The sequence below is a fragment of the Parabacteroides sp. AF17-3 genome, from assembly GCF_003635445.1.
Lineage (GTDB): Bacteria > Bacteroidota > Bacteroidia > Bacteroidales > Tannerellaceae > Parabacteroides > Parabacteroides goldsteinii.
Genome location: NZ_QTMM01000006.1, coordinates 52824 through 76082, shown reverse-complemented (window position 1 = coordinate 76082; position 23259 = coordinate 52824). Strand labels below are relative to the sequence as shown.

11 protein-coding genes and 2 pseudogenes are annotated in these 23259 nt (G+C 48.2%); all 13 read left to right on the top strand.

Annotated elements, in window-relative coordinates; translation table 11 throughout:
• Window positions 1-21 precede the first annotated feature (21 nt).
• The 13 genes and pseudogenes from DWW91_RS09415 to DWW91_RS09355 all read left to right on the top strand — a co-directional run bounded on the left by DWW91_RS09415 (window position 22) and on the right by DWW91_RS09355 (window position 23244).
• On the top strand, window positions 22-609 hold the full coding sequence (locus tag DWW91_RS09415) for a DUF1896 domain-containing protein (protein WP_004291461.1): 588 nt from the start codon (window positions 22-24) through the stop codon (window positions 607-609).
• Window positions 599-6415, top strand: a complete 5817-nt coding sequence (locus DWW91_RS09410; RefSeq protein ID WP_004291462.1) for an N-6 DNA methylase — start codon at window positions 599-601, stop codon at window positions 6413-6415. The genes DWW91_RS09415 and DWW91_RS09410 overlap by 11 nt, the downstream gene beginning before the upstream one ends.
• 657 nt (window positions 6416-7072) lie before the next feature.
• A pseudogene (locus tag DWW91_RS09405) lies at window positions 7073-7393 on the top strand (GTP-binding protein); the annotation flags it as partial.
• A pseudogene (locus DWW91_RS09400) lies at window positions 7383-7631 on the top strand (GNAT family N-acetyltransferase); the annotation flags it as partial. The pseudogenes DWW91_RS09405 and DWW91_RS09400, both read left to right, overlap by 11 nt.
• Entirely contained in the window at window positions 7628-8752 is a 1125-nt protein-coding gene (locus DWW91_RS09395; RefSeq protein WP_032536655.1) for an efflux RND transporter periplasmic adaptor subunit, read from the top strand. The pseudogene DWW91_RS09400 and the gene DWW91_RS09395, both read left to right, overlap by 4 nt.
• Window positions 8749-11862, top strand: coding sequence for an efflux RND transporter permease subunit (locus DWW91_RS09390; RefSeq protein ID WP_118122380.1), 3114 nt, complete (start codon window positions 8749-8751; stop codon window positions 11860-11862). Before DWW91_RS09395 ends, DWW91_RS09390 begins: the two co-directional genes overlap by 4 nt.
• Window positions 11863-13221, top strand: a complete 1359-nt coding sequence (locus DWW91_RS09385; protein WP_032536653.1) for an efflux transporter outer membrane subunit — start codon at window positions 11863-11865, stop codon at window positions 13219-13221.
• A gap of 144 nt (window positions 13222-13365) precedes the next feature.
• Window positions 13366-15681 carry an ATP-binding protein gene (locus DWW91_RS09380; protein ID WP_122134050.1) on the top strand — a complete coding sequence of 772 codons (2316 nt, stop codon included), beginning with the start codon at window positions 13366-13368 and terminating at the stop codon, window positions 15679-15681.
• Entirely contained in the window at window positions 15674-16996 is a 1323-nt protein-coding gene (locus DWW91_RS09375) for a sigma-54 dependent transcriptional regulator (RefSeq protein ID WP_004291471.1), read from the top strand. The genes DWW91_RS09380 and DWW91_RS09375 overlap by 8 nt, the downstream gene beginning before the upstream one ends.
• Window positions 16997-17275: 279 nt before the next feature.
• The gene (locus DWW91_RS09370; RefSeq protein ID WP_004291474.1) at window positions 17276-17698 is read left to right on the top strand and encodes a dihydrofolate reductase family protein; all 423 of its coding nucleotides are present in this window, start codon (window positions 17276-17278) and stop codon (window positions 17696-17698) included.
• 238 nt (window positions 17699-17936) lie between these two features.
• Window positions 17937-18542, top strand: a complete 606-nt coding sequence (locus DWW91_RS09365; RefSeq protein ID WP_004304269.1) for an RteC domain-containing protein — start codon at window positions 17937-17939, stop codon at window positions 18540-18542.
• 300 nt (window positions 18543-18842) lie between these two features.
• Window positions 18843-19973 (top strand): ATP-binding protein, encoded by a 1131-nt coding sequence (locus DWW91_RS09360; RefSeq protein ID WP_004291480.1) that lies wholly within the window; start codon window positions 18843-18845, stop codon window positions 19971-19973.
• Window positions 19974-19989: 16 nt separating this feature from the next.
• On the top strand, window positions 19990-23244 hold the full coding sequence (locus tag DWW91_RS09355; protein ID WP_004291481.1) for a P-loop NTPase fold protein: 3255 nt from the start codon (window positions 19990-19992) through the stop codon (window positions 23242-23244).
• Window positions 23245-23259 lie beyond the last annotated feature (15 nt).

Below are 23259 nucleotides of genomic sequence, written 5' to 3'. Positions count from 1 at the left end.
CTTTGCCACTTGTTCAGAGTAATGAATTGTTCTTCGATACCGGATTACACTCATACTTTGGATTTAGTGGTGGCACTCGGAGGGATACCGAGTGCCTTTTTCTTCCTTTTTCCAACCGATTATCCCGTTAATTATCAATCCGCTAAATCCAAAGTAATGAACAACAAGAAGAAAAACGAGGGTCAGACCGACTTTTCCTATTACGGTCTGTACCTGCTGGACTATCTCCGCACGAACAAGTTTGAACAGGCTGACGACACCGCTTTCATACGGGAACGGGCCGACCGTGCCGCCGAAACGTATGAGAGGGCACGGCTTGAAGGCTATCCCGCCGATGGTGCGCAGGAACTGGCGATGGACACGCTGCTGCGCGGGCTGCATTATTCCCGTTACGCCATCCTCCGCGAAGTCGTGGAAAACGAGTTTGCCGATGAAGTGCCGGAAGAGAAGCGTGAAGCCTTTGTCCTGAAACTGCTGCCGCTTGTCGGCAACGTGTTCTCCGTCTATGACCTCTCGGATGACAATTTCGCCCTGTCTTCCGATTACGACCTGCTCTACACGGAGCTGACGGGAGCAACCGTCCTTTACTTAGACGAATATGGCGTTTAACCGCAAACAGAAACTGCGGGACAACATCGAGGCGATACGGACGGCATTCATCCTTGACAGGGAAAATAGGACAGCGACAACCGAAGAGCGTGCCATACTTCAAAGGTACTGCGGTTTCGGCGGTCTGAAATGTATCCTCAACCCTGCAAAGGAACTGACGGATGCCGTCCGGTGGGCGAAATCCGACCTCGAACTGTTCGCCCCGACGGTGGAGCTGCACAGGCTTATCCGTGAGAACAGCAAGGACGAAACAGAGTACAAGCGGTTTGTGGATTCGCTGAAAGCGTCCGTGCTGACCGCTTTCTACACCCCCAAAGAGATAACCGACACCATCGCGGACGTGCTGGCAGATTACAGCGTCCGCCCCGCCCGTATGCTCGAACCGTCGGCAGGTGTCGGCGTGTTCGTGGATTCCATGCTGCGGCACAGCCCCAATGCGGATGTGATGGCTTTCGAGAAGGATCTGCTCACGGGTACAATCTTGAGGCATCTCTATCCCGACCAGAAAATGCGCACCTGCGGTTTTGAGAAAATCGAAAGACCGTTCAACAATTATTTCGACTTGGCGGTGTCCAACATTCCGTTCGGTGACATTGCCGTGTTCGACGCGGAGTTTCAGCGGAGCGACTCTTTCGGCAGACGCTCCGCCCAGAAAACCATCCACAACTATTTCTTTCTCAAAGGACTGGATGCCGTGCGTGACGGCGGTATCGTGGCGTTCATCACCTCGCAAGGGGTATTGAATAGCACCAAGACCTCCGTGCGTAACGAGCTGTTCAGTCAGGCCAATCTGGTATCCGCGATACGCCTGCCCAACAACCTGTTCACGGACAACGCGGGCACGGAGGTGGGCAGTGACCTGATTGTCCTGCAAAAGAACCTCAGCAAGAAGGAAATGTCGCAGGACGAGCGGCTGATGACCGTGATACAGACGGACACGAAAACCGCCCTGACCGACAACGCCTATTTCATCCACCACCCGGAACGCATCGTGCATACGATGGCGAAACTTGACACAGACCCCTACGGGAAGCCCGCTATGGTTTATCTGCACGAGGGCAAGGCAGCAGGCATCGCCGGGGATTTGCGCCGTATGCTCGACGAGGATTTCCATTACAGGCTTGCCATGCGCTTGTATTCGGGTTCAATCCGGCAGGCAGGAACGGAAGAAAAAGTTGCCGTTCAAAATAAAGTAGAGCGTCCTGCCATAAAATTGGAAACAGTATCCTCGGCGCAGACGGTGGAAACTCCGACAGAAAAGCCGCAACCCGCAGATGAAAAGCCGGAGATAGAACCGCGCCCGCAATATTCCGCAGGCGTGCAGCTCACCCTGCTTGACCTCTGGGGGATGACGGAAGAGGTCAGCCAACCGAAAACCTCCAAAAAGAAAAAGACGGTGAAAAAGGCAGTTACGGCAAAGTCCACTCCGCCCAAACCGAAAGTCACGGTTACACCGACAGCTCCAACTGCAAAACCCGCAATGGAGAATAAGGAGGTGAAAGCGGAGAACACCGCCAAGCCTGCCGACCCGGACGACATCTATGCCACACTGGACTGGGATACCAATCCTCCCATCAACGGTTTCTATGAAATGATGATGGGTTTGACGCCGGAGCGTAGGAAAGAACTTCGGGAACTGGCAAGGCAGCATAACGAGAAACAAGTGGCGGAAAAGACGGAAGTGAAAGCCGTGCCGGAAACTTCCCGTGAGCAGCCACGACAGGAGGAAACACAGCCGGAGGCAGTCGCCGCACCTGCCGTTACAGATACCCCATCGGAAGCGGTGGGGACTTTCCTTTTCCCCGACATCGAAGCGGAAAAGCCGAAGGAGGAAGTCGTGGACCTTTCTCCGCGTGCCTACCACCGCACGCCGGAGATGCACCTGCGCGAAGGGTCGCTGGTGGCTGACCGGGGGCGTCATAACATCGGCTACCTGAAAGACATCACGCCATACGGGGCGACATTCCAGCCGCTCGACCTGAAAGGATACCAGAAGGAAAAGGCGTTGTTGTATGTGTCGCTGCGTGACGCCTACGAGCGTCTGTACCGTTATGAATCGCTCCGGCGCGAGGCAAATGTTCCGTGGCGAGAGCATCTGAATACCTGTTACGATGAGTTTGTCATGCGCTACGGCAACCTCAACGCCAAGCAGAACGTGAAGTTAGTGATGATGGATGCGGGCGGGCGCGACATCCTTTCGCTGGAACGGATGGAAAACGGAAAGTTCGTCAAGGCGGACATCTTCGAGCATCCTGTTTCCTTCGCGGTGGAGAGCCATGCCAACGTAGGCTCTCCCGAAGAAGCCCTGTCTGCGTCGCTCAACAAATATGGTACGGTCAATCTCGACTATATGCGGGAGATAACCGACAGCACGGCGGAGGATTTGCTCACTGCCCTGCAAGGGCGCATCTACTACAATCCGCTCGTGACCGGTTACGAAATCAAAGACCGTTTCATCGCCGGAAATGTCATAGAGAAAGCGGAACGCATAGAGGCATGGATGGGTGACAATCCCGAAAATGAGCGTATGCCGGAGGTGAAGCAGGCGTTGGAGGCTCTGAAAGATGCCGAGCCGCAGCGCATCGCCTTCGAGGATCTGGACTTCAATTTCGGGGAACGCTGGATTCCGACGGGTGTCTATGCCGCCTACATGAGCCGGCTGTTCGACACGGAGGTGAAAATCGCCTATTCCGCAAGCATGGACGAGTTTTCGGTGGTGTGCGGCTACCGCACCATGAAAATCACGGACGAGTTTCTGGTGAAGGGGTATTACCGGAACTATGACGGTATGCACCTCCTAAAACACGCCCTGCACAACACCTGCCCTGACATGATGAAGTCCATCGGCAAGGACGAGCATGGCAACGACATCAAGATGCGCGACAGCGAGGGAATACAACTCGCCAACGCCAAGATTGACGAGATACGAAACGGCTTCTCCGAATGGCTCGAAGAGCAGTCGCCGCAGTTCAAGGAGCGGCTTGTGACGATGTATAACCGCAAGTTCAACTGTTTCGTGCGCCCGCGCTACGACGGCTCCCATCAGACCTTTCCCGACCTCAACCTGAAAGGGCTGGCAAGCCGGGGTATCAAGAGCGTCTATCCCTCACAGATGGATTGCGTCTGGATGTTGAAACAGAACGGCGGCGGAATTTGCGACCACGAGGTGGGAACCGGTAAGACGCTGATAATGTGCATCGCCGCGCATGAGATGAAGCGTCTGAATTTGGCACACAAGCCGATGATTATCGGGCTGAAAGCCAACGTTGCGGAGATTGCAGCCACCTATCAGGCGGCATATCCCAACGCACGTATTCTGTACGCTTCGGAGAAGGACTTTTCGACCGCCAACCGTGTGCGCTTCTTCAATAATATAAAGAACAACGACTACGATTGCGTCATCATGTCGCACGACCAGTTCGGCAAGATACCGCAGTCGCCGGAATTGCAGCAGCGCATCCTGCAAGCAGAGCTTGACACGGTGGAGGAAAACCTCGAAGTGCTACGGCAGCAGGGAAAGAACGTGTCGCGGGCGATGCTGAAAGGATTGGAGAAGCGCAAGCACAACCTTGAAGCGAAGCTGGAGAAGGTGGAACACGCCATAAAGTCACGCACGGACGACGTGGTGGATTTCAAGCAGATGGGCATCGACCACATCTTCATAGATGAGAGCCACCAGTTCAAGAATCTGACTTTCAACACGCGCCACGACCGTGTGGCGGGATTGGGAAACAGCGAGGGAAGCCAGAAGGCACTTAACATGCTCTTTGCCATACGCACCATACAGGAGCGCACAGGAAAAGACTTGGGTGCGACCTTCCTCTCCGGCACGACTATCAGCAACTCACTGACTGAATTGTACCTGCTGTTCAAGTACCTGCGCCCGAAGGAGCTGGAACGGCAGGACATAAGGTGTTTCGACGCTTGGGCGGCGATATTTGCCAAGAAGACGACGGATTTTGAATTTAACGTGACGAACAATGTGGTCCAGAAGGAGCGTTTCCGCTACTTCATCAAAGTGCCGGAGCTTGCCGCCTTCTATAATGAAATCACGGACTACCGCACGGCGGAGGATGTGGGCGTTGACCGTCCTGCCAAGAACGAGATACTGCACCATATACCGCCCACGCCGGAACAGGAGGACTTCATACAGAAACTGATGCAGTTCGCCAAGACGGGCGATGCCACCTTGTTGGGCAGGCTGCCGCTTTCGGAAACGGAAGAAAAGGCGAAGATGCTCATCGCCACGGACTATGCCCGGAAAATGGCACTCGACATGCGCATGATAGACCCGAATTACGAAGATCATCCCGACAACAAAGCGAGTCACTGTGCCAAGATGATCGCGGAGTATTATCAAAAATACGACGCCCAGAAAGGCACGCAGTTCGTTTTCTCTGATTTGGGGACATACCAGCCGGGCGACGGGTGGAACGTCTATTCGGAAATCAAGCGCAAACTGACGGAGGACTACGGTATACCGCCAAGCGAGGTGCGCTTCATTCAGGAGTGCAAGACCGACAAGGCGCGGAAGGCGGTGATAGACGCCATGAACGCCGGGACGGTGCGTGTGCTGTTCGGCTCTACCTCTATGCTCGGAACGGGTGTGAACGCCCAGAAACGGTGTGTGGCTATCCATCATCTCGATACGCCGTGGCGACCGTCCGACTTGCAACAGCGTGACGGACGCGGAGTTAGGGCAGGTAATGAGATTGCCAAACATTTCGCCGGGAACAACGTGGATGTAATCATCTACGCGGTGGAGAAGTCACTGGACAGCTACAAGTTCAACCTCCTGCACTGCAAGCAGACTTTCATAAGCCAGCTCAAAAGCGGTGCGATGGGTGCGCGTACCATCGACGAGGGGGCAATGGACGAAAAATCGGGCATGAATTTCTCGGAATACATGGCGTTGCTCTCCGGCAATACCGACCTGTTGGACAAGGCGAAACTGGAAAAGCGGATCGCATCGCTCGAAGGGGAACGCAAGTCGTTCAACAAGGGCAAGCGTGATTCGGAGTTCAAGCTGGAGTCAAAGACCGGCGAGTTGCGCAACAACACGGCTTTCATAGATGCCATGACGGAGGACTGGAACCGCTTCCTGTCGGTGGTGCAGACCGACAAGGAGGGCAACCGCCTTAATATAATAAAGGTGGACGGAGTGGATTCCGCCGATGAGAAGGTCATCGGAAAGCGTTTGCAGGAGATAGCCAAGAATGCCACGACCGGAGGGTTGTACACGCAGGTCGGTGAACTTTACGGTTTTCCGATAAAGGTGGTGAGCGAAAGGATACTCAAAGAGGGATTGGAGTTCACCGACAACCGCTTCGTGGTCGAGGGGAACTACAAGTACACCTACAACAACGGGCATCTGGCGATGGCTGACCCGTTGGCCGCCGCCCGCAACTTCCTCAACGCGATGGAGAGGATACCCTCCATCATCGACCAGTACAAGGCGAAGAACGAGGTGCTGGAGATGGAGATACCGCAGTTACAGGAGATAGCGGGTAAGGTGTGGAAGAAGGAGGACGAGCTGAAGCAGTTGAAGTCCGAACTTGCCGCCCTTGACCGAAAAATTCAGCTGGAGCTTGCGCCACCCACGCCCGAAGTCGCAGAAAAGGAGAATGAAGGGCAACAGCTCAAGCCGGAAGCGGAAGATGTGAGGAACAGGCAGGCGCAATATCCCGAAAATGCACCGCCGCAGATACGCAGTCCGGCGGATAGTATCGTTGCCAACCATGTCATAATCGGGCGTCCGGGACTGTATGCCAAGGAGGAAACCCGGTCCAAAGGATTGAAAATATAACCTAAGGAATTTTATCTGAAGTATTAATAAGGGCTATCCCAAAAGGTCTAAAAGTAAATTTTATCCTTTCTGCAAGTATCTATAGGATGGCAACTGCATTTTTTTCTTTTTGGGCAGCCCTTATTAAAATTTATTCTTATTTTAGGTTATATACATTCATGTCCATTTATGTAAAAAATTCCTGCTGACCTTGTTTATGTCTTGTCAGTCACCATTTGCAAAACCATATTTGACCCTCAAAGAGGCTGAATTTGATAAGTAACTTGCTACATACTCATAATAAGGAGCTAAATAGAACACGAATGGGAAATACACAAATGCTAAACTAAAGAAGATATTGGCCAAAATAAACGCTATACCGAGAGAGAAACTTGATTTTTCAACTTCCTAAAACGGTGTTGTTCAAACATTTCTACTTATTTGTACTTGCCAGTTGAACCTACGCTTCCCTAATAAAATGTCTATGGTAAAAAGTTAAAAAATCCTCCCACTTTTGTTAGATATATTTTTTTGTGTAATTTTGTAATCGTTATGCGGCAGTAATAATATACATATTAATACGAGTTAGTAATCCTGTAGTTCTCATATGCTACGAGGAGGTATTAAAAGGTGCGTTTCGACAATGCATCTACTGTAGTATATTATTGCTTAATCCAAATGAATATTATAAATTTAGGAATTCTTGCTCACATTGATGCAGGAAAAACTTCCGTAACCGAGAATCTGCTGTTTGCCAGTGGAGCAACGGAAAAGTGCGGCCGTGTGGATAATGGTGACACCATAACGGACTCTATGGATATAGAGAAACGTAGAGGAATTACTGTCCGGGCTTCTACGACATCTATTATCTGGAATGGAGTGAAATGCAATATCATTGACACTCCGGGACACATGGATTTTATTGCGGAAGTGGAGCGGACATTCAAAATGCTTGATGGAGCAGTCCTCATCTTATCCGCAAAGGAAGGCATACGAAGCGGCAACAGGACTGCTGGATTATCTTTTCCATGACAGCGGCGCACGGCGTATCTATGGATTTGTAGAAGACGATAATCTGCGGTCAAAAAGATTGTGTGAACGTCTCGGAATGAGACATGAAGGATGTATGAAGGAATTTATCTCGTTTGTATGCCATCCCGACGGCGCACCACGCTATGAGGACACCTGCATCTATGCGATATTAAATAAAGAATGGAAAAGTAACAGACAAAGATGATGAATAGACGAACATGGATTGCCGGCATCACGGCAACAACCCTGCTGGCTGCTTCATTGGCAGCCTGCAAACAGGAACAGCAAGGAGAGGAAACGGGACAGGCATTGCCCGTCATGGTGGTTTCTTCCCAACCCATTGAATTGGAAGAAACCTATTCCGCTTCGATTCGCGGACGACAGGATGTGGACATCATACCTCAAGTATCGGGTCGCATCATCCGCCTGTGCGTGAAAGAGGGAGAGCAAGTAGCGACAGGGCAAGTGCTGGCTGTCATTGACCAAACGCCCTATCAGGCTGCACTGCGCATCGCAATCGCCAATGTCAGCGCGGCACGGGCAAAAGTGGAAACAGCGCGTATCGAGTTGAACGGCAAACAGTCGCTGTTCGATGAAAAAGTCATATCCGATTACGAACTGTCTGTTGCCCGAAACCAATTAGTAGTGGCACAGGCAGAGCTGGAACAAGCAAAAGCTCAGGAAGCAAATGCCCGGAACGAGCTGTCATACACCGAAATCAAGAGTCCGAGTAACGGGGTTATAGGCACGCTCCCTTACCGCGTCGGCGCACTCGTCGGTCCCACCATCGAACAACCGTTTACAGTGGTGTCGGACAATTCGGAAATGTATGCCTATTTCTCCATTTCGGAAAACAAACTTAGGCAGTTCGAGGCCAGATATGGTTCGATTGACAGAATCATATGTGAAATGCCTCCGATTAGCCTCCAACTTAACAATGGTTCCGTCTATGGGAAACAAGGGAAAATAGAGACCATCAGCGGAATAGTCAATCCCACGACCGGTGCCGTACAGATAAAGGCCCTGTTTCCCAACATCAACAGGCATCTGCTGAGCGGAACCATCGGCAACGTCATCCTGCAAGTGCTGAATACGGATGCCATCCTGATTCCCATGACCGCCACCGTGGAACTACAGGACAAGATTATCGCCTACCGCCTTAAAAACGGAAAGGCCGAAGCTGCCTACCTGACCGTAGACCGCCTGAACGACGGCAACCACTTCGTTGTAGAGCAGGGCTTGTCCGTCGGCGACACCCTCATCACCGAAGGTGTGGGGCAGCTAAAGGAAGGAATGATTGTCACACCTAAAACCACAAAACCATGAACCTGCGTTTCTTCATAGACCGACCGGTATTTTCGGGTGTCATCTCCGTGGTGATTGTCCTGATGGGCGTTATCGCCATACAAGCCCTCCCCGTGGAGCAATATCCCGACATCGCCCCGCCCACCATCAACGTATGGGCTACCTATCCCGGCGCGAATGCCGAGACGGTGCAGAAAGCCGTGATTGTTCCTCTGGAAGAGGCCATCAACGGCGTGGAGGACATGACCTACATGACCTCCACGGCATCCAATACAGGCGATGCTTCCATCAACATCTATTTCAAGCAGGGTGCCAACGCCGACATGGCGGCGGTCAATGTGCAGAACCGGGTGAACGGCGTGTTGAGCCAGCTTCCGGCAGAAGCGACCAAGACCGGCGTCACCACCGAGAAGCAGCAGAACGCCGAGTTGCTGACATTCGCCCTCTATAGCCCCGACAACCGTTTCGACCAGACCTTTCTCAACAATTACGTGAAGATTAACGTGGAGCCGCGATTGAAACGTATCGGCGGTGTGGGAAAGGCACAACTGTTCGGTTCCAACTACAGTATGCGCCTCTGGTTGCGCCCCGACAAGATGGCACAGTACGGACTGATTCCCGATGACATCTCCTCCGTGCTGGCGAAGCAGAACATCGAGGCGGCAACCGGTTCGTTCGGAGCCAATCACCCCACGGCAAACGAATACACGATGAAGTATCGCGGCCGCCTCTCCACAGCGGAAGAGTTCGGCGAGCTGGTCATCAAGTCCCTGCCCGGGGGTGATGTGTTGCGGCTGAAAGATGTCGCCGACGTGGAGTTGGGCGATGAATACTACAGCTATTCCACCGAAGTGAACGGACATCCGGCTGCCTTCATGCTCATCAACCAGAAAGCGGGCTCCAACGCTTCAAGCACCATCAATGAGATTCACGAGGTGCTCGATGAAATTGAACGCGACCTGCCGGAAGGTGCGGAGTTTGTGGTGCTGACCGATACCAACAAGTTCCTGTATGCCTCCATCAATTCTGTCATACGGACGCTTATCGAGGCGATACTTCTGGTTATCGTGGTGGTGTATGTGTTCTTGCAGGACATCAAGTCCACGCTCATTCCCACGGTTTCCATCTTCGTCTCCATCATCGGCACGTTTGCCGTGATGTCGCTGATAGGCTTTTCCATCAACCTGCTCACGCTTTTCGCCCTTGTGCTTGCCATCGGCACGGTGGTGGACGATGCCATCGTGGTGGTGGAGGCGGTGCAGGCGAAGTTCGACGAAGGCTACCAGTCGCCGGTACTTGCCGCCGATGATGCCATGAAGGGCGTTTCGTCCGCCATTCTCACCTCTACCATTATCTTTATGGCGGTGTTTATCCCTGTGGCAATGATGGGCGGCACTTCCGGGGCGTTCTATGCCCAGTTCGGTATCACGATGGCGGTTGCCGTGGGCATATCGGCTATCAATGCGTTCACCCTTTCTCCGGCGTTGTGTGCTTTGTTCCTGAAACCTTATATCGACGAGCACGGAAACACGAAGAACAATTTTGCGGCACGCTTCCGTAAGGCATTTAATGCCGTATTCGAGCGTCTGAGCCGCCGTTATGTGCGTGGTGTACTGTATATCATCCATTGCCGATGGTTGCTGTGGGGAACGATTGCCGCCTCGTTCGGGTTGCTGGTCTTGCTGGTCAATATCACGAAGACAGGACTTATTCCGCAGGAAGACACCGGCACGGTGATGGTAAGCATGAACACAAAGCCCGGCTCCTCCATGGCGCAGACCAACAAGGTGATGGCGCGTATCAACAACCGTCTTGACAGCATCTCTGAGATTGAGTACAGCGGAGCGGTCGGAGGATTCTCATTCAGCGGTTCCGGTCCTTCACAGGCAATGTATTTCATGACACTTAAAGATTGGAACCAACGCAAGGATGAAGGGCAATCGGTGGATGACGTGATAGGCAAGATTTATGCCGCTACCGCTGATGTTCCCGATGCCACGGTGTTTGCCATGTCACCGCCGATGATTGCCGGCTACGGCATGGGCAACGGTTTTGAACTCTACTTGCAGGACAAAACGGGCGGAGACGTTGCCGCATTCAAGAAGGAGGCTGATAAATTTGTAGAGGCACTGTCCCGCCGTCCCGAAATCGGAGAGGTCTATTCGTCTTTTGCCGCAGACTATCCTCAGTATTGGGTGGATATTGACGCGGCGAAATGCGAGCAGTCGGGCGTATCTCCTGCCGATGTGTTGTCCACGCTTTCCGGGTATTATACCGGGTCGTATGTATCGGACTTCAACCGTTTCTCCAAACTCTATCACGTCACTATGCAGGCACCGGCGGAGTACCGCATCAATACGGAGTCGCTCAACCTGATGTACGTGCGTACTTCCGATGGCAGCATGGCACCGCTGAGCCAGTTCGTGCGCCTGACCAAGACCAACGGACCTTCCGACCTTACGCGCTTCAACCTTTTCAATGCCATCGCCATCAACGGCTCTCCGGCATCGGGCTACAGTTCCGGTCAGGCCATCAAGGCGATTGGCGAGACGGCACGTGAGGTGCTTCCTGCCACTTGCAGCTACGAGTTCGGGGGATTATCGCGTGAGGAGAGCAAGACCACCAACAATGCCGCAATGATATTCATGCTCTGTATGGTCTTGATATACCTGATACTGTGCGCCCTCTACGAAAGCGTGTTCATCCCGTTTGCCGTGTTGCTGTCCGTGCCTTGCGGACTGATGGGCAGCTTCCTGTTCGCATGGATGTTCGGATTGGAGAACAACATTTATATGCAGACCGGACTGATCATGATTATCGGACTGCTTGCCAAGACCGCCATTCTGCTGACCGAATATGCTGGTAAGCGACGGTCGGAAGGCATGACATTGGCACAGGCGGCATACAGCGCGGCAAAGGTTCGCCTGCGCCCTATCCTGATGACCGTCTTGTCGATGGTGTTCGGTCTTATTCCGCTGATGATGGCCCATGGCGTGGGTGCCAATGGCAGCCGCTCGCTTGCCACAGGTGTAATAGGCGGCATGATAGTGGGTACATTGGCATTGCTGTTCCTCGTGCCGTCGCTGTTCATCACATTTCAATACATTCAAGAACGAGTTAAACGTAATTAAATGAAGAAGACAACCATATTTATATTATCAACTTTGATGCTTACCGGCTGCGGCACATACAGCCGGTATCATCGGGCTGGCATCCGGACAGAAAATCTGTATTGGAACTTATCTGTTGATATTGATACAACAAACATCGCCTCCATGTCATGGCGGGAGATGTTCACCGACCGGGAACTTCAGTCTTTGATTGAGGCAGGACTTGAGCAAAATACAGACCTCAATGTGGCACGCCTGCGGGTTGAAGCGGCTGAGGCAGCTTTGATGACGGCAAAACTGTCCTATCTCCCTTCATTGGGAATCAATGCCGAAGGTGGTGGTAGCCGCTACGATGGGGCGACCGCAAAGACATACAATGTCGGGGCGACCGCAAGTTGGGAACTGGATATATTCGGTAAATTCACGGCTGCGAAGCGTGGCGCGGTTGTCGCATGGCAGGGAAGTCGTGACTATCAGCAAGCCGTACAGACACAACTCATCGCCACGATAGCAGACAGTTATTATACACTTGCCTTGCTTGACGAACAAATGTCTATAAACAATCGGACTTTGGAAAACTGGCGGGCTACCGTGCGCACACTCGAAGCGTTGAAAAAGGTGGGCAAGGCGAATGAAGCCGGGGTATTGCAGGCAAAGGCAAACGTGATGCAACTTGAATCATCGCAACTGGCTATATGCAAAAGTGTCTCTGAAACAGAGAATGCTTTGTCTGCGATACTTGCCATGCCTTCGCAACCGATTGAACGGAGTAGCCTGGACGAAGCATCCTTCCCTGATACTATCTCTATCGGAGTTCCTTTGCAGTTGCTTTCCAATCGTCCCGATGTGCGTCAGGCTGAAATGGAACTGGCACAAGCGTTTTACGCCACCCATGTAGCCCGCTCTGCCTTCTACCCCAATATCACTCTTTCGGGCACATTGGGTTGGACTAACAATGGAGGTGGAGCAATCACCAATCCCGGACAATGGTTGTTCAACGCCATCGGTTCCCTGACACAACCGCTATTCAACCGTGGCACGAATATCGCCAACTTGAAGATTGCACAAACTAAACAGGAAGAAGCCAAATTATTATTCCAACAGTCATTGCTGAACGCAGGAAAGGAGGTGAACGATGCATTAACCACCTGGCAGACGGCTAAGTCGCAATATGAGATAAACACCCGGCAGGTTGAAACCTTGCGTGAAGCTGTGCGAAAGACAGAACTGCTGATGAGCCATTCTTCCACCAGCTATCTGGAAGTGCTTACAACACAACAATCCCTGCTGAGCGCAGAACAAGCACAGGCGCAGGACAGGTTTGGCGAGATACAGGGAATCATCAACCTCTACCATGCTTTGGGTGGAGGATGCAGGTAAAAAACGAAGCGGCGCTTCGCAATTATCAAAGTCAGACATTGACAAATCAAGGGTGAAAGAAAAGGAAATAAGAGGCACTGCCCATGAGTCAAAGAAATTTGCGGGCTGTTTGATAAAAAGAATATATGAATGAAACTGAATTTCATGAGTACGAGATTTCTCCGCATACTGGTTGCCGCTGGTTACCTGTTGATGTGCCTGTTGGCAGGTGGGATCATGTATCTGTGGCATTATGAATGGAAAGAGATTGAGGCATTGGAAACGGAGAACCAACGGATAAACAACTTCCGCCAAGAAATACATCATGTTTACGGTGAAATGACCGGGCTTTCTCTTTTGGGCGAAAGTGTGTTGGAGTGGGAAGACGAGGATTTGGAGCATTACCATATTCGGCGTATGGCAGTGGACAGTATGCTATGCCGTTTCAAAACGGTTTATCCAGCAAGACAAATAGACAGTGTGCGCCACTTGTTGGAAAGCAAGGAAAGGTTACTTCAGGGCATTGTGGAAGTATTAGATGAACAGGAAAGTTTGAACCAGAGGATTGCCGAGCGTGTACCCGTCATTGCGGCAAGAAGCGCACAGGAACAACCACAGAAGTCGAAACGTAAAGGTTTCTTAGGCATATTCGGCAAAAAAAAGGAAGTAACTCCAGCAGTATCAACCACTATCCTTCATTCGGTCAATAGAAACGTAATCAGCGAACAGAAAGTGCAGGATCGCCAATTGTCGGAACAAGCCGACAGCCTTGCAGCTCGTAATGCAGAACTTAACAGACAACTGCAAGAATTGATTTGCCAAATAGAAGAAAAGGTACAAACCGAACTGCAAAGCCGGGAAAACGAAATAGTTGCCATGCGTGAAAAGTCATTTATGCAAGTAGGCGGTTTAATGGGATTCGTTCTTCTATTGTTGTTAATTTCCTACATCATCATACATCGTGATGCAAAAAGCATTAAACAATACAAGCACAAGACAACTGATTTGATAAGGCAACTGGAACAATCCGTACAACGGAACGAGGCACTGATAACGTCAAGGAAGAAGGCGGTACATACTATCACCCATGAACTGCGCACACCGCTGACAGCAATAACAGGCTATGCCGGACTGATACGGAAAGAACAGTGTGAGGATAAGTCCGGGCAGTATATCCAAAACATACTGCAATCCTCCGACCGTATGCGGGATATGCTTAACACTTTGCTTGACTTCTTCCGCCTGGACAACGGCAAGGAACAGCCCCGTCTGTCACCCTGCCGGATTTCAGCAATCACGCACACACTTGAAACGGAGTTCATGCCTGTTGCCGTGAACAAAGGGCTGTCCTTGTCCGTGAAGACTGGACACGATGCCATTGTATTGACCGACAAAGAGCGAATAATACAAATCGGGAATAACCTGCTGTCAAACGCTGTCAAGTTCACAGAAGAAGGCGGTGTTTCTTTGATTACTGAATATGATAATGGAGTTCTGACACTGGTCGTTGAAGATACAGGTACAGGCATGACAGAAGAGGAACAGAAACAAGCGTTCGGTGCGTTTGAACGTCTATCAAATGCCGCCGCAAAGGAGGGTTTCGGGCTTGGGCTTGCCATAATGCGTAATATTGTGTCGATGCTTGGCGGAACAATCCGTTTAGACAGCAAGAAAGGGAAAGGCAGTCGTTTCACAGTTGAAATTTCTATGCAGGAAGCTGAAGAACAGCTTGGATATACAAGCAATACACCTGTTTATCATAACAATAAATTCCATGATGTTGTCGCCATTGACAATGATGAGGTATTACTTCTGATGCTGAAAGAGATGTATTCCCAAGAAGGAATACACTGCGACACTTGCACCGATGCTGCGGCACTGATGGAAATGATACGCCAGAAAGAATACAGCCTGTTGCTGACAGACTTGAATATGCCCGATATAAACGGTTTCGAATTGCTGGAACTGTTGCGTTCGTCCAACGTGGGCAATTCACCAACAATCCCGGTGGTTGTGGCAACCGCTTCGGGCAGTTGTAACAAAGGGGAACTATTGGCAAAAGGCTTTGCCGGATGCCTGTTCAAACCGTTCTCCATATCGGAACTGATGGAGGTTTCCGACAGGTGTGCCATAAAAGCGACACCGGACGGGAAACCGGACTTTTCCGCCTTATTGTCCTATGGCAATGAAGCCGTCATGCTGGAAAAGTTGATAACTGAAACAGAAAAGGAAATGCAGGCGGTACGGGATGCAGCAAAAGAAAAAGACCTGCAAAAGCTGGATTCCCTGATCCACCACCTGCGCAGTTCGTGGGAGGTGCTCCGTGCCGACCAACCGCTGAATGTACTTTACGGATTGCTTCGTGGCGATGCTCTCCCGGATGGTGAAGCGTTAAGCCATGCCGTGACTGCCGTGCTGGATAAGGGAGTGGAAATAATACGGTTGGCAGAAGAGGAAAGGAGAAAATACGAAGATGAATAAGACAAAAATAATTGTGGTGGAAGACAACATCGTGTATTGCGAATATGTCTGCAATATGCTGTCACGGGAGGGCTACCGCAATATGAAGGCTTACCACCTCTCAACCGCGAAGAAACATCTGCAACAGGCAACAGATAATGATATCGTGGTTGCCGACCTGCGTCTGCCTGACGGCAGTGGCATAGACCTTTTGTGCTGGATGCGAAAGGAGGGAAAGATGCAGCCCTTCATCATTATGACCGACTACGCCGAAGTTAATACCGCCGTGGAAAGCATGAAACTCGGCTCGATAGACTATATTCCCAAACAGCTTGTGGAGGATAAACTTGTCCCCCTGATCCGTTCCATACTGAAAGAACGTCAGGCAGGACAACGCCGTATGCCTATATTCGCCCGTGAAGGTTCCGCCTTTCAGAAAATCATGCACCGCATAAGGCTGGTAGCCGCCACCGATATGAGCGTGATGATATTTGGTGAGAACGGCACGGGCAAGGAGCATATTGCCCACCTGTTGCATGACAAGAGCAAACGTGCAGGCAAGCCATTTGTGGCGGTGGACTGCGGTTCACTCTCCAAAGAGCTTGCACCGTCGGCTTTCTTCGGACACGTCAAAGGTGCATTTACAGGTGCGGACAATGCCAAGAAAGGATATTTCCATGAGGCGGAAGGCGGCACGTTGTTTCTGGACGAGGTAGGAAACCTCGCGTTGGAAACCCAACAGATGTTGCTCCGTGCCATACAGGAGAGGCGGTATCGCCCGGTCGGAGACAAGGCAGACCGGAATTTCAATGTCCGCATCATCGCTGCTACCAATGAAGATTTGGAGGTATCGGTGAATGAAAAGCGTTTTCGGCAGGATCTTCTGTACCGCCTGCACGACTTCGGGATAACCGTTCCTCCGTTGCGTGACTGTCAAGAAGACATTATGCCGCTGGCAGAGTTCTTCCGTGATATGGCAAACAGAGAGCTGGAGTGTAGCGTGAGCGGGTTCAGTTCCGAAGCACGTAAAGCGTTGCTGACACACGCATGGCCGGGCAACGTGCGGGAACTTCGGCAGAAAGTTATGGGTGCTGTATTGCAGGCGCAGGAAGGTGTTGTCATGAAAGAGCATCTGGAACTTGCCGTGACGAAACCGACCTCTACTGTCAGCTTCGCCTTGCGCAATGACGCGGAGGATAAGGAGCGGATATTGCGTGCGTTGAAACAGGCAAACGGCAACCGGAGTGTCGCCGCAGAACTGCTCGGCATAGGCAGGACAACACTATACAGCAAACTTGAAGAGTATGGACTTAAATATAAATTCAAGCAATCATAGCCCGTAATTCACTGAATTTGGCTATCTTTGCATAACATTTGAGAAAAACGGCGATTGGCAGGAGCTTTTCGCCGCCAACATATAGGATAAGACCGCAAGGCGTTTCAAGCGAAAATCTGGTAAATTGGAACTACGGAGACGATTGCGTGATGCTTATGCTATGCTTACGCATAGCGTGCATTCACGTACTCTCCGTAAAGGCTTTACCAGAGCCATCGCTTGAAGGTAGTGTGAATTGCACGCTACTTTTTTACCCTTGCCTAACGAAAGGAAACGATTATGGGTAAAGTTCAGATTCTCGCCGTACTGACGATGGACGGATGTCTTTCTTCAGAGTTATATGATAAAGCACATCAGGATTTGTGCCTTGACCGTTGCGGTCTTGATGAAATCAGGAAGAAAGCCTTTTACCGTGTGACACCGGACTATTCCATTTCAATGCTGCACGAATGGAGAAAAGACTGCACAAACATCCGTTACCTCGCGGAAGCCACACCGGACACGGCAGACTATATAAACGGACTGCTGCGGATGCACGCTGTGGATGAAATCATACTATACACCGTTCCTTTCATATCCGGAAGCGGACGACATTTTTTTAAGTCGGCTCTGCCAGAGCAACACTGGACGCTTTCCTCTTTGAAAAGCTATCCCAACGGTGTATGTCGCATTATCTATATCCTTGATAAAAAAGCAAGATAGCCAAAATGTGCGGCAAGCATACATTTCTATTTTCAGGAATAGAATAAATGTTCCGATTACAAACAATTTAAGTCGGAGATAATTTGTCCTTGTGAAAAAATACTGAATTTTATACCTCTGAAATCCAGCACTTTGTAAAATTGAGTGTTGGATTTTTTATTTTCTGCCGCGTTTTTTGCCAATTATATTCATGTGCGCACGCAGAAAACAAAGTGTAATTTTCAAAATTGACAGAACCATGAATTATTTCTTGCTGGCGGAAACCGACTTTTTCCGCCTGATAAACGAAGCCGGCGACTGCAATATGGAAACGGCATACACGGCTTTCGCCACCCAAGTGATCGAACTGTGCAACGGCGGCATGGACATGAACCTTACCGTCATCGCGCTTGCCTACATCGAAATCGAGTTGCAGCACCATCCCGTACGTAATCTGTCAGAAGAAAAAAGAGAGATTGCCGCCTACGTCAGCAAGGCTCTGTCTTTCGTAAGAAAGATGCAGAAATTCCTTGCCACGCCCCAAGTGCCACCACTAATATCCGCCAACAACGCAACAGAAACCACCGCCAGCCTTCTTCAATGGACGGGCAATGCCATCGACCTCGTGGAACTTATCTACGGCATAGACGTGATGGGCTGCATCAACAACGGCAATATGCCGCTCAAACAGCTCGCCCCACTTCTCTATAAGATATTCGGGGTTGATTCTAAAGACTGCTACCGCTTCTACACTGATATCAAACGCCGGAAGAACGAAAGCCGCACCTATTTCATTGACAGGATGCAGGAAAAACTGAACGAGAGAATGTTGCGTGATGAGGAGTTGGAGCGGATGAGAAAATAAAAAAATATCCATTACATATGAGAAGACAGGAATACTCGTATCCTGTCTTTTTATTTTCATTTAATTATATATTAATTAGCACAATATATGTGAGTTTTTCATTCCTATAAGGACAAATTTCAGAAACGTATGTCTGGTAAATTATTGAGTCATCATAGTATGAACATATATCATTACTAAAAACAATGAAACAACTTCCATAAGATTGTGGTTGTAAAAATCGCCATTTAATAGCCCGTTTTTTTTGTAAAATTCGCCAATTAAAAAATATGATTATCTTTGCATTATATTTTATAAGGTATGGAAACAGTAAATAGAATACTTCAAGAGAAGATTACAGCACGAATCGCGCCCAATAAAGCAGTACTGATTTTTGGTGCTCGCCGTGTTGGTAAAACGGTAATGATGCGTAAAATTGTGGACAACTATTCAGGTAGGACGATGATGCTCAACGGCGAAGACTACGACACATTAGCACTATTGGAGAATCGCTCAATAGCCAATTATCGGCATTTATTGGATGGTATTGATTTGCTGGCTATTGATGAGGCACAGAACATACCACAAATCGGTAGTATTCTGAAGTTGATAGTTGATGAAATACCGGGAATAAGTGTCTTGGCAAGTGGTTCTTCGTCATTCGATTTGCTGAATAAGACTGGTGAACCGTTGGTCGGCCGCAGTACGCAATTTCTCCTTACACCATTCTCGCAACGGGAAATCGCACAGACGGAAACGGCACTTGAAACCCGCCAGAACCTCGAAGCGCGCTTGATTTACGGTTCCTATCCCGAAGTAGTAATGATGGAGAACTATGAACGTAAAACAGACTACCTACGTGATATTGTCGGTGCATACCTGCTTAAAGATATCTTAGCAATTGACGGCTTAAAAAATTCGAGCAAGATGCGCGATCTACTGCGATTGATAGCTTTTCAGTTGGGCAGCGAAGTTTCTTACGAAGAGTTAGGTAAACAACTCGGCATGAGCAAGACGACCGTTGAAAAATACCTCGACCTATTGGAAAAGGTCTTCGTTATCTATCGTCTGGGGGCTTATTCGCGTAACCTACGCAAGGAGGTTACAAAAGCTGGCAAGTGGTACTTCTACGACAACGGCATTCGCAATGCCATTATCGGGGCTTTCTCACCGCTGGCCATTCGGCAGGATGTCGGTGCGCTGTGGGAGAACTACATCATCGGAGAGCGGCGCAAAGCGAACTTCAATGAGGGACTGCACAGGGAGTTCTATTTCTGGCGCACCTACGACAAACAGGAAATCGACCTGATTGAGGAGAGTGCCGACAGTCTTACCGCCTTGGAGTTCAAGTGGGGAAATAAAATGCCGGCCGCACCGAAAGCCTTCCAAGAAGCCTATCCCTATGCCGAGTTTCATGTGGTAAATCGGGAGAATTATTTGGAGTTCGTATAATCAATAAATTACGTATATGGAAACAAAACTACAATCCAAACAGCAATATCCGCGGTTTATCCAAAATAAACCGTGTGGTATTGACAAATTCGATGGAGGTTCGCAAGAAAGGTTGGCAAAAACTATTGCTCGCCATTTTTGTCAGAATGATTCATTGGATGAGGAATGTACTTTACCTCGAATTATCGGCATCGAAGGTATTTGGGGATCTGGAAAATCCAACGTGGTTAAAATGTTGGAACGTGAATTATCAGACGACTATTACTTTTTTGAGTATGACGCATGGGGACATCAAGAGGACTTGCAACGCCGCTCTATATTGGAATTGCTTACAAGCAAACTTATTGATGATGGTATCCTATCTGGAAATGCAACAATAAAAGTCAAAGGTGGAGGTACGAAAACCGTATCATGGTCTGAAAAGCTGAAATATTTATTAGCCCGTAAAACGGAGACCGTAACCGAAAAATATCCCCTTATCAGTAATGGTATGGTTGCGGCATTTTTGGTTGCAGTTTTAACTCCGATATTTACATTTATTGCGTATGCAGTAAAACCTACACCCACAACATGGTGGTTTTCTTTATTGTCTATTATCATAGCTGCACTGCCAGTTCTTATTGCATTGTGCGTTTGGAAATGGGCATATAGCAAAGATCATAAATATGGATGGAGTTATATGTTAGCTATTTATCAAGATAAAGTCGAAAAGGACGTTTGCTATGAGACTTTGAGCGAAGACGAACCAACGGTTTACGAGTTCAAAACATGGATGCAAGACATTTCTGATTTTATCAAGGAAAAAGGACAACGTAAATTAGTCCTTGTTTTTGACAACATGGATCGTCTCCCCGCTGAAAAAGTAAAAGAATTATGGTCTTCTATCCATACGTTCTTCGCCGATAGCGGTTTTGAAAATGTTTGGGCTGTTATTCCTTTCGATGAAACACATTTAGCTTGTGCATTCGGAGATGAGACCGACGAACAAACGAAACAACTGACCAAGTATTTTATCAATAAAACTTTCCCTATTGTTTATCGTGTTGCTCCTCCTGTTATTACCGACTATCGAAGTATATTCAACAAACTGTTTGTTGAAGCATTTGGAGAAACAGAAAATGAAGCGAAAGAAACTATAAATCGGATATTCAGATTGGTAAATCCTAATGCCAATGTTAGGGAAATTATATCATATATCAATGAGATGGTCGCTCTTAAACAAGAGTGGTGTAACGAAATTTTGATGATAAACATAGCATTGTTCTGTTTGAAGAAGACGGATATTCTGGCAAATCCAGTAGAACAAATATTGTCCGGCGACTATCTGAATGGCATTCAAACAATAATTAACAATGATCTGCAAACACAACGCGAAATTGCAGCTTTGGTATATGGTGTCGATGTTGAAGATGCTCGACAAATTCCATTGAAAAAATATATTGAAGGCTGCATCAACGGAGAAGAAGACCACGACATAAATCAATATGCAGAGACTAATAAACAATTTGACACTGTATTAGAAGAAGTTATACAATGTATGGACAATGCGCTTATCGATAAGATTATACATTGTTTGCATAAATTAACTCGAAAGAGCGATGTTATTCTGCGTGTATGGCAAAGAATAGCACAATTGAAATTAAAAGAATCCATAGAGAAGCAGGTGTTCCCTGTCGAATACCAAGAACTGCTGTTGCATTTAGACACGGAAAGCCAAAACCATGTGATTGCTCAATTATATAAGAAGATAGTTCGGTTCAATGACTTCAATGGCGGCGACTATTTCAAAACGTTAGATGCAATAGACAGGTTTATTGCGCAAAATAAGTTGGCGTGCGATTTTACGTCATTGATTGAAGCAAAAACAGTCAAGCCAAATACATTTATCGATTATATTCAAGCTGCAAATGCAACAGATGCTGCCTATCGGGATAACGCGACAACTAAAGCATATAAATATTATCAAGTAGCAACAAATTCGGAGGCGCTCGATAATTATTTGGCAAACTTACTACCCGATAATTTCGACCATGCAGATATTGTAAAAACGTTAAAAGATAATTCTACCTATACGTTTCCAACGCTTTTGCAAGCGATCACGAATTGCATTGATGAACAGAATGTAAATAAAGATAATATAGGGGCTATATTTACAACCTATCGTTTATTGGCATCTGACGAAGAAAGACCTTTACCTGTAACGTTAGATTCAACCTACATAAATCAGTTGCATTCTGAATTAGAAACTGATGGCCGAAACATTAAAGAGTCTGGATATTACGATTTAGTCGCCATGCAATTGGCACATGGTCATTCCGTTTCCTTAATAGAGGGTGGAGATATAAAATATGTTGCAGAACTCATGGACTATTATGTGGATCATGGAGACTTATTAGTAAATAGTGTGGGATGGAATATACCGCTATTAAATGAAACACTACAATACATGGTAAATCATAAACTTGGCTATAAATTATTGCTCTCAGACATATTGCCCCAATTTGAAGATATTAAGAACAGAATAGGTGTAACGGATGAGGTATTTATCGAGCATTTAGCAGAGTGGAATACCGATTTGGATAAGTATATCACTAAGAACAATATTAAAGATGTAATTCCTGACGCATCTTTTTACGATTTGACCACTAAAATAAGCAATGTCCTGACCGATCATATCAATAAAATAGCGTTCGAAGCGTTGTCTGAAATAAGTGTTGATACATTATACGCCCAAAGAACAGCACATACATCATATTATTGGTTTGTCGCAATAAAACATTTACTGGCTAAAATCAAATCCTTGCCAGATAACTTGACTGAATTTGGCAAAAAGATTCTGATGGATATTGCTTCTGGAACTCAAAGTTTGAATCCTTTCCCTAATTGTTTCAAGAATATAGTTGAAAGATTGGATAAACGAAAAATTAAATCGACAGTTACCGATATAAGAAATGATTTCTGCATCGGTAAAAAGACTATCAATGCAATAAAGTTTCAATTTTTCGAAACATGGCTTAGATCGCATGGTAATTTGAAAAGTCAAGCTGGAGACGTTATTGATAAAATAGTGAAACCTGTAATTTCCGATGGGGCATGCCGTTCATTGATTCTGCAAAACAAAGATTTTTATATGGATTTAATAAATACAGCAGGGGATGATGCTTATGAATTGAAAAAGAGTCTCCGAAACCTCATACAAAAAGATTCAGATCCGCAATTGGTTAAATTTGTCAATTCGATAGATTCAGTACCTGAGGTTGAAACCGCGTAAGTATTTGTCTAACAA

Excerpts from the sequence above, each read along its gene's own strand:
- DWW91_RS09365 (WP_004304269.1), top strand. The coding sequence starts at position 17,937 with ATGAATTATTTCTTGCTGGCGGAAACCGACTTTTTCCGCCTGATAAAC.
- DWW91_RS09410 (WP_004291462.1), top strand. The coding sequence starts at position 599 with ATGGCGTTTAACCGCAAACAGAAACTGCGGGACAACATCGAGGCGATA.
- DWW91_RS09385 (WP_032536653.1), top strand. The coding sequence starts at position 11,863 with ATGAAGAAGACAACCATATTTATATTATCAACTTTGATGCTTACCGGC.
- DWW91_RS09395 (WP_032536655.1), top strand. The coding sequence starts at position 7,628 with ATGATGAATAGACGAACATGGATTGCCGGCATCACGGCAACAACCCTG.
- DWW91_RS09375 (WP_004291471.1), top strand. The coding sequence starts at position 15,674 with ATGAATAAGACAAAAATAATTGTGGTGGAAGACAACATCGTGTATTGC.
- DWW91_RS09380 (WP_122134050.1), top strand. The coding sequence starts at position 13,366 with ATGAGTACGAGATTTCTCCGCATACTGGTTGCCGCTGGTTACCTGTTG.
- DWW91_RS09360 (WP_004291480.1), top strand. The coding sequence starts at position 18,843 with ATGGAAACAGTAAATAGAATACTTCAAGAGAAGATTACAGCACGAATC.
- DWW91_RS09370 (WP_004291474.1), top strand. The coding sequence starts at position 17,276 with ATGGGTAAAGTTCAGATTCTCGCCGTACTGACGATGGACGGATGTCTT.
- DWW91_RS09355 (WP_004291481.1), top strand. The coding sequence starts at position 19,990 with ATGGAAACAAAACTACAATCCAAACAGCAATATCCGCGGTTTATCCAA.
- DWW91_RS09390 (WP_118122380.1), top strand. The coding sequence starts at position 8,749 with ATGAACCTGCGTTTCTTCATAGACCGACCGGTATTTTCGGGTGTCATC.
- DWW91_RS09415 (WP_004291461.1), top strand. The coding sequence starts at position 22 with ATGAATTGTTCTTCGATACCGGATTACACTCATACTTTGGATTTAGTG.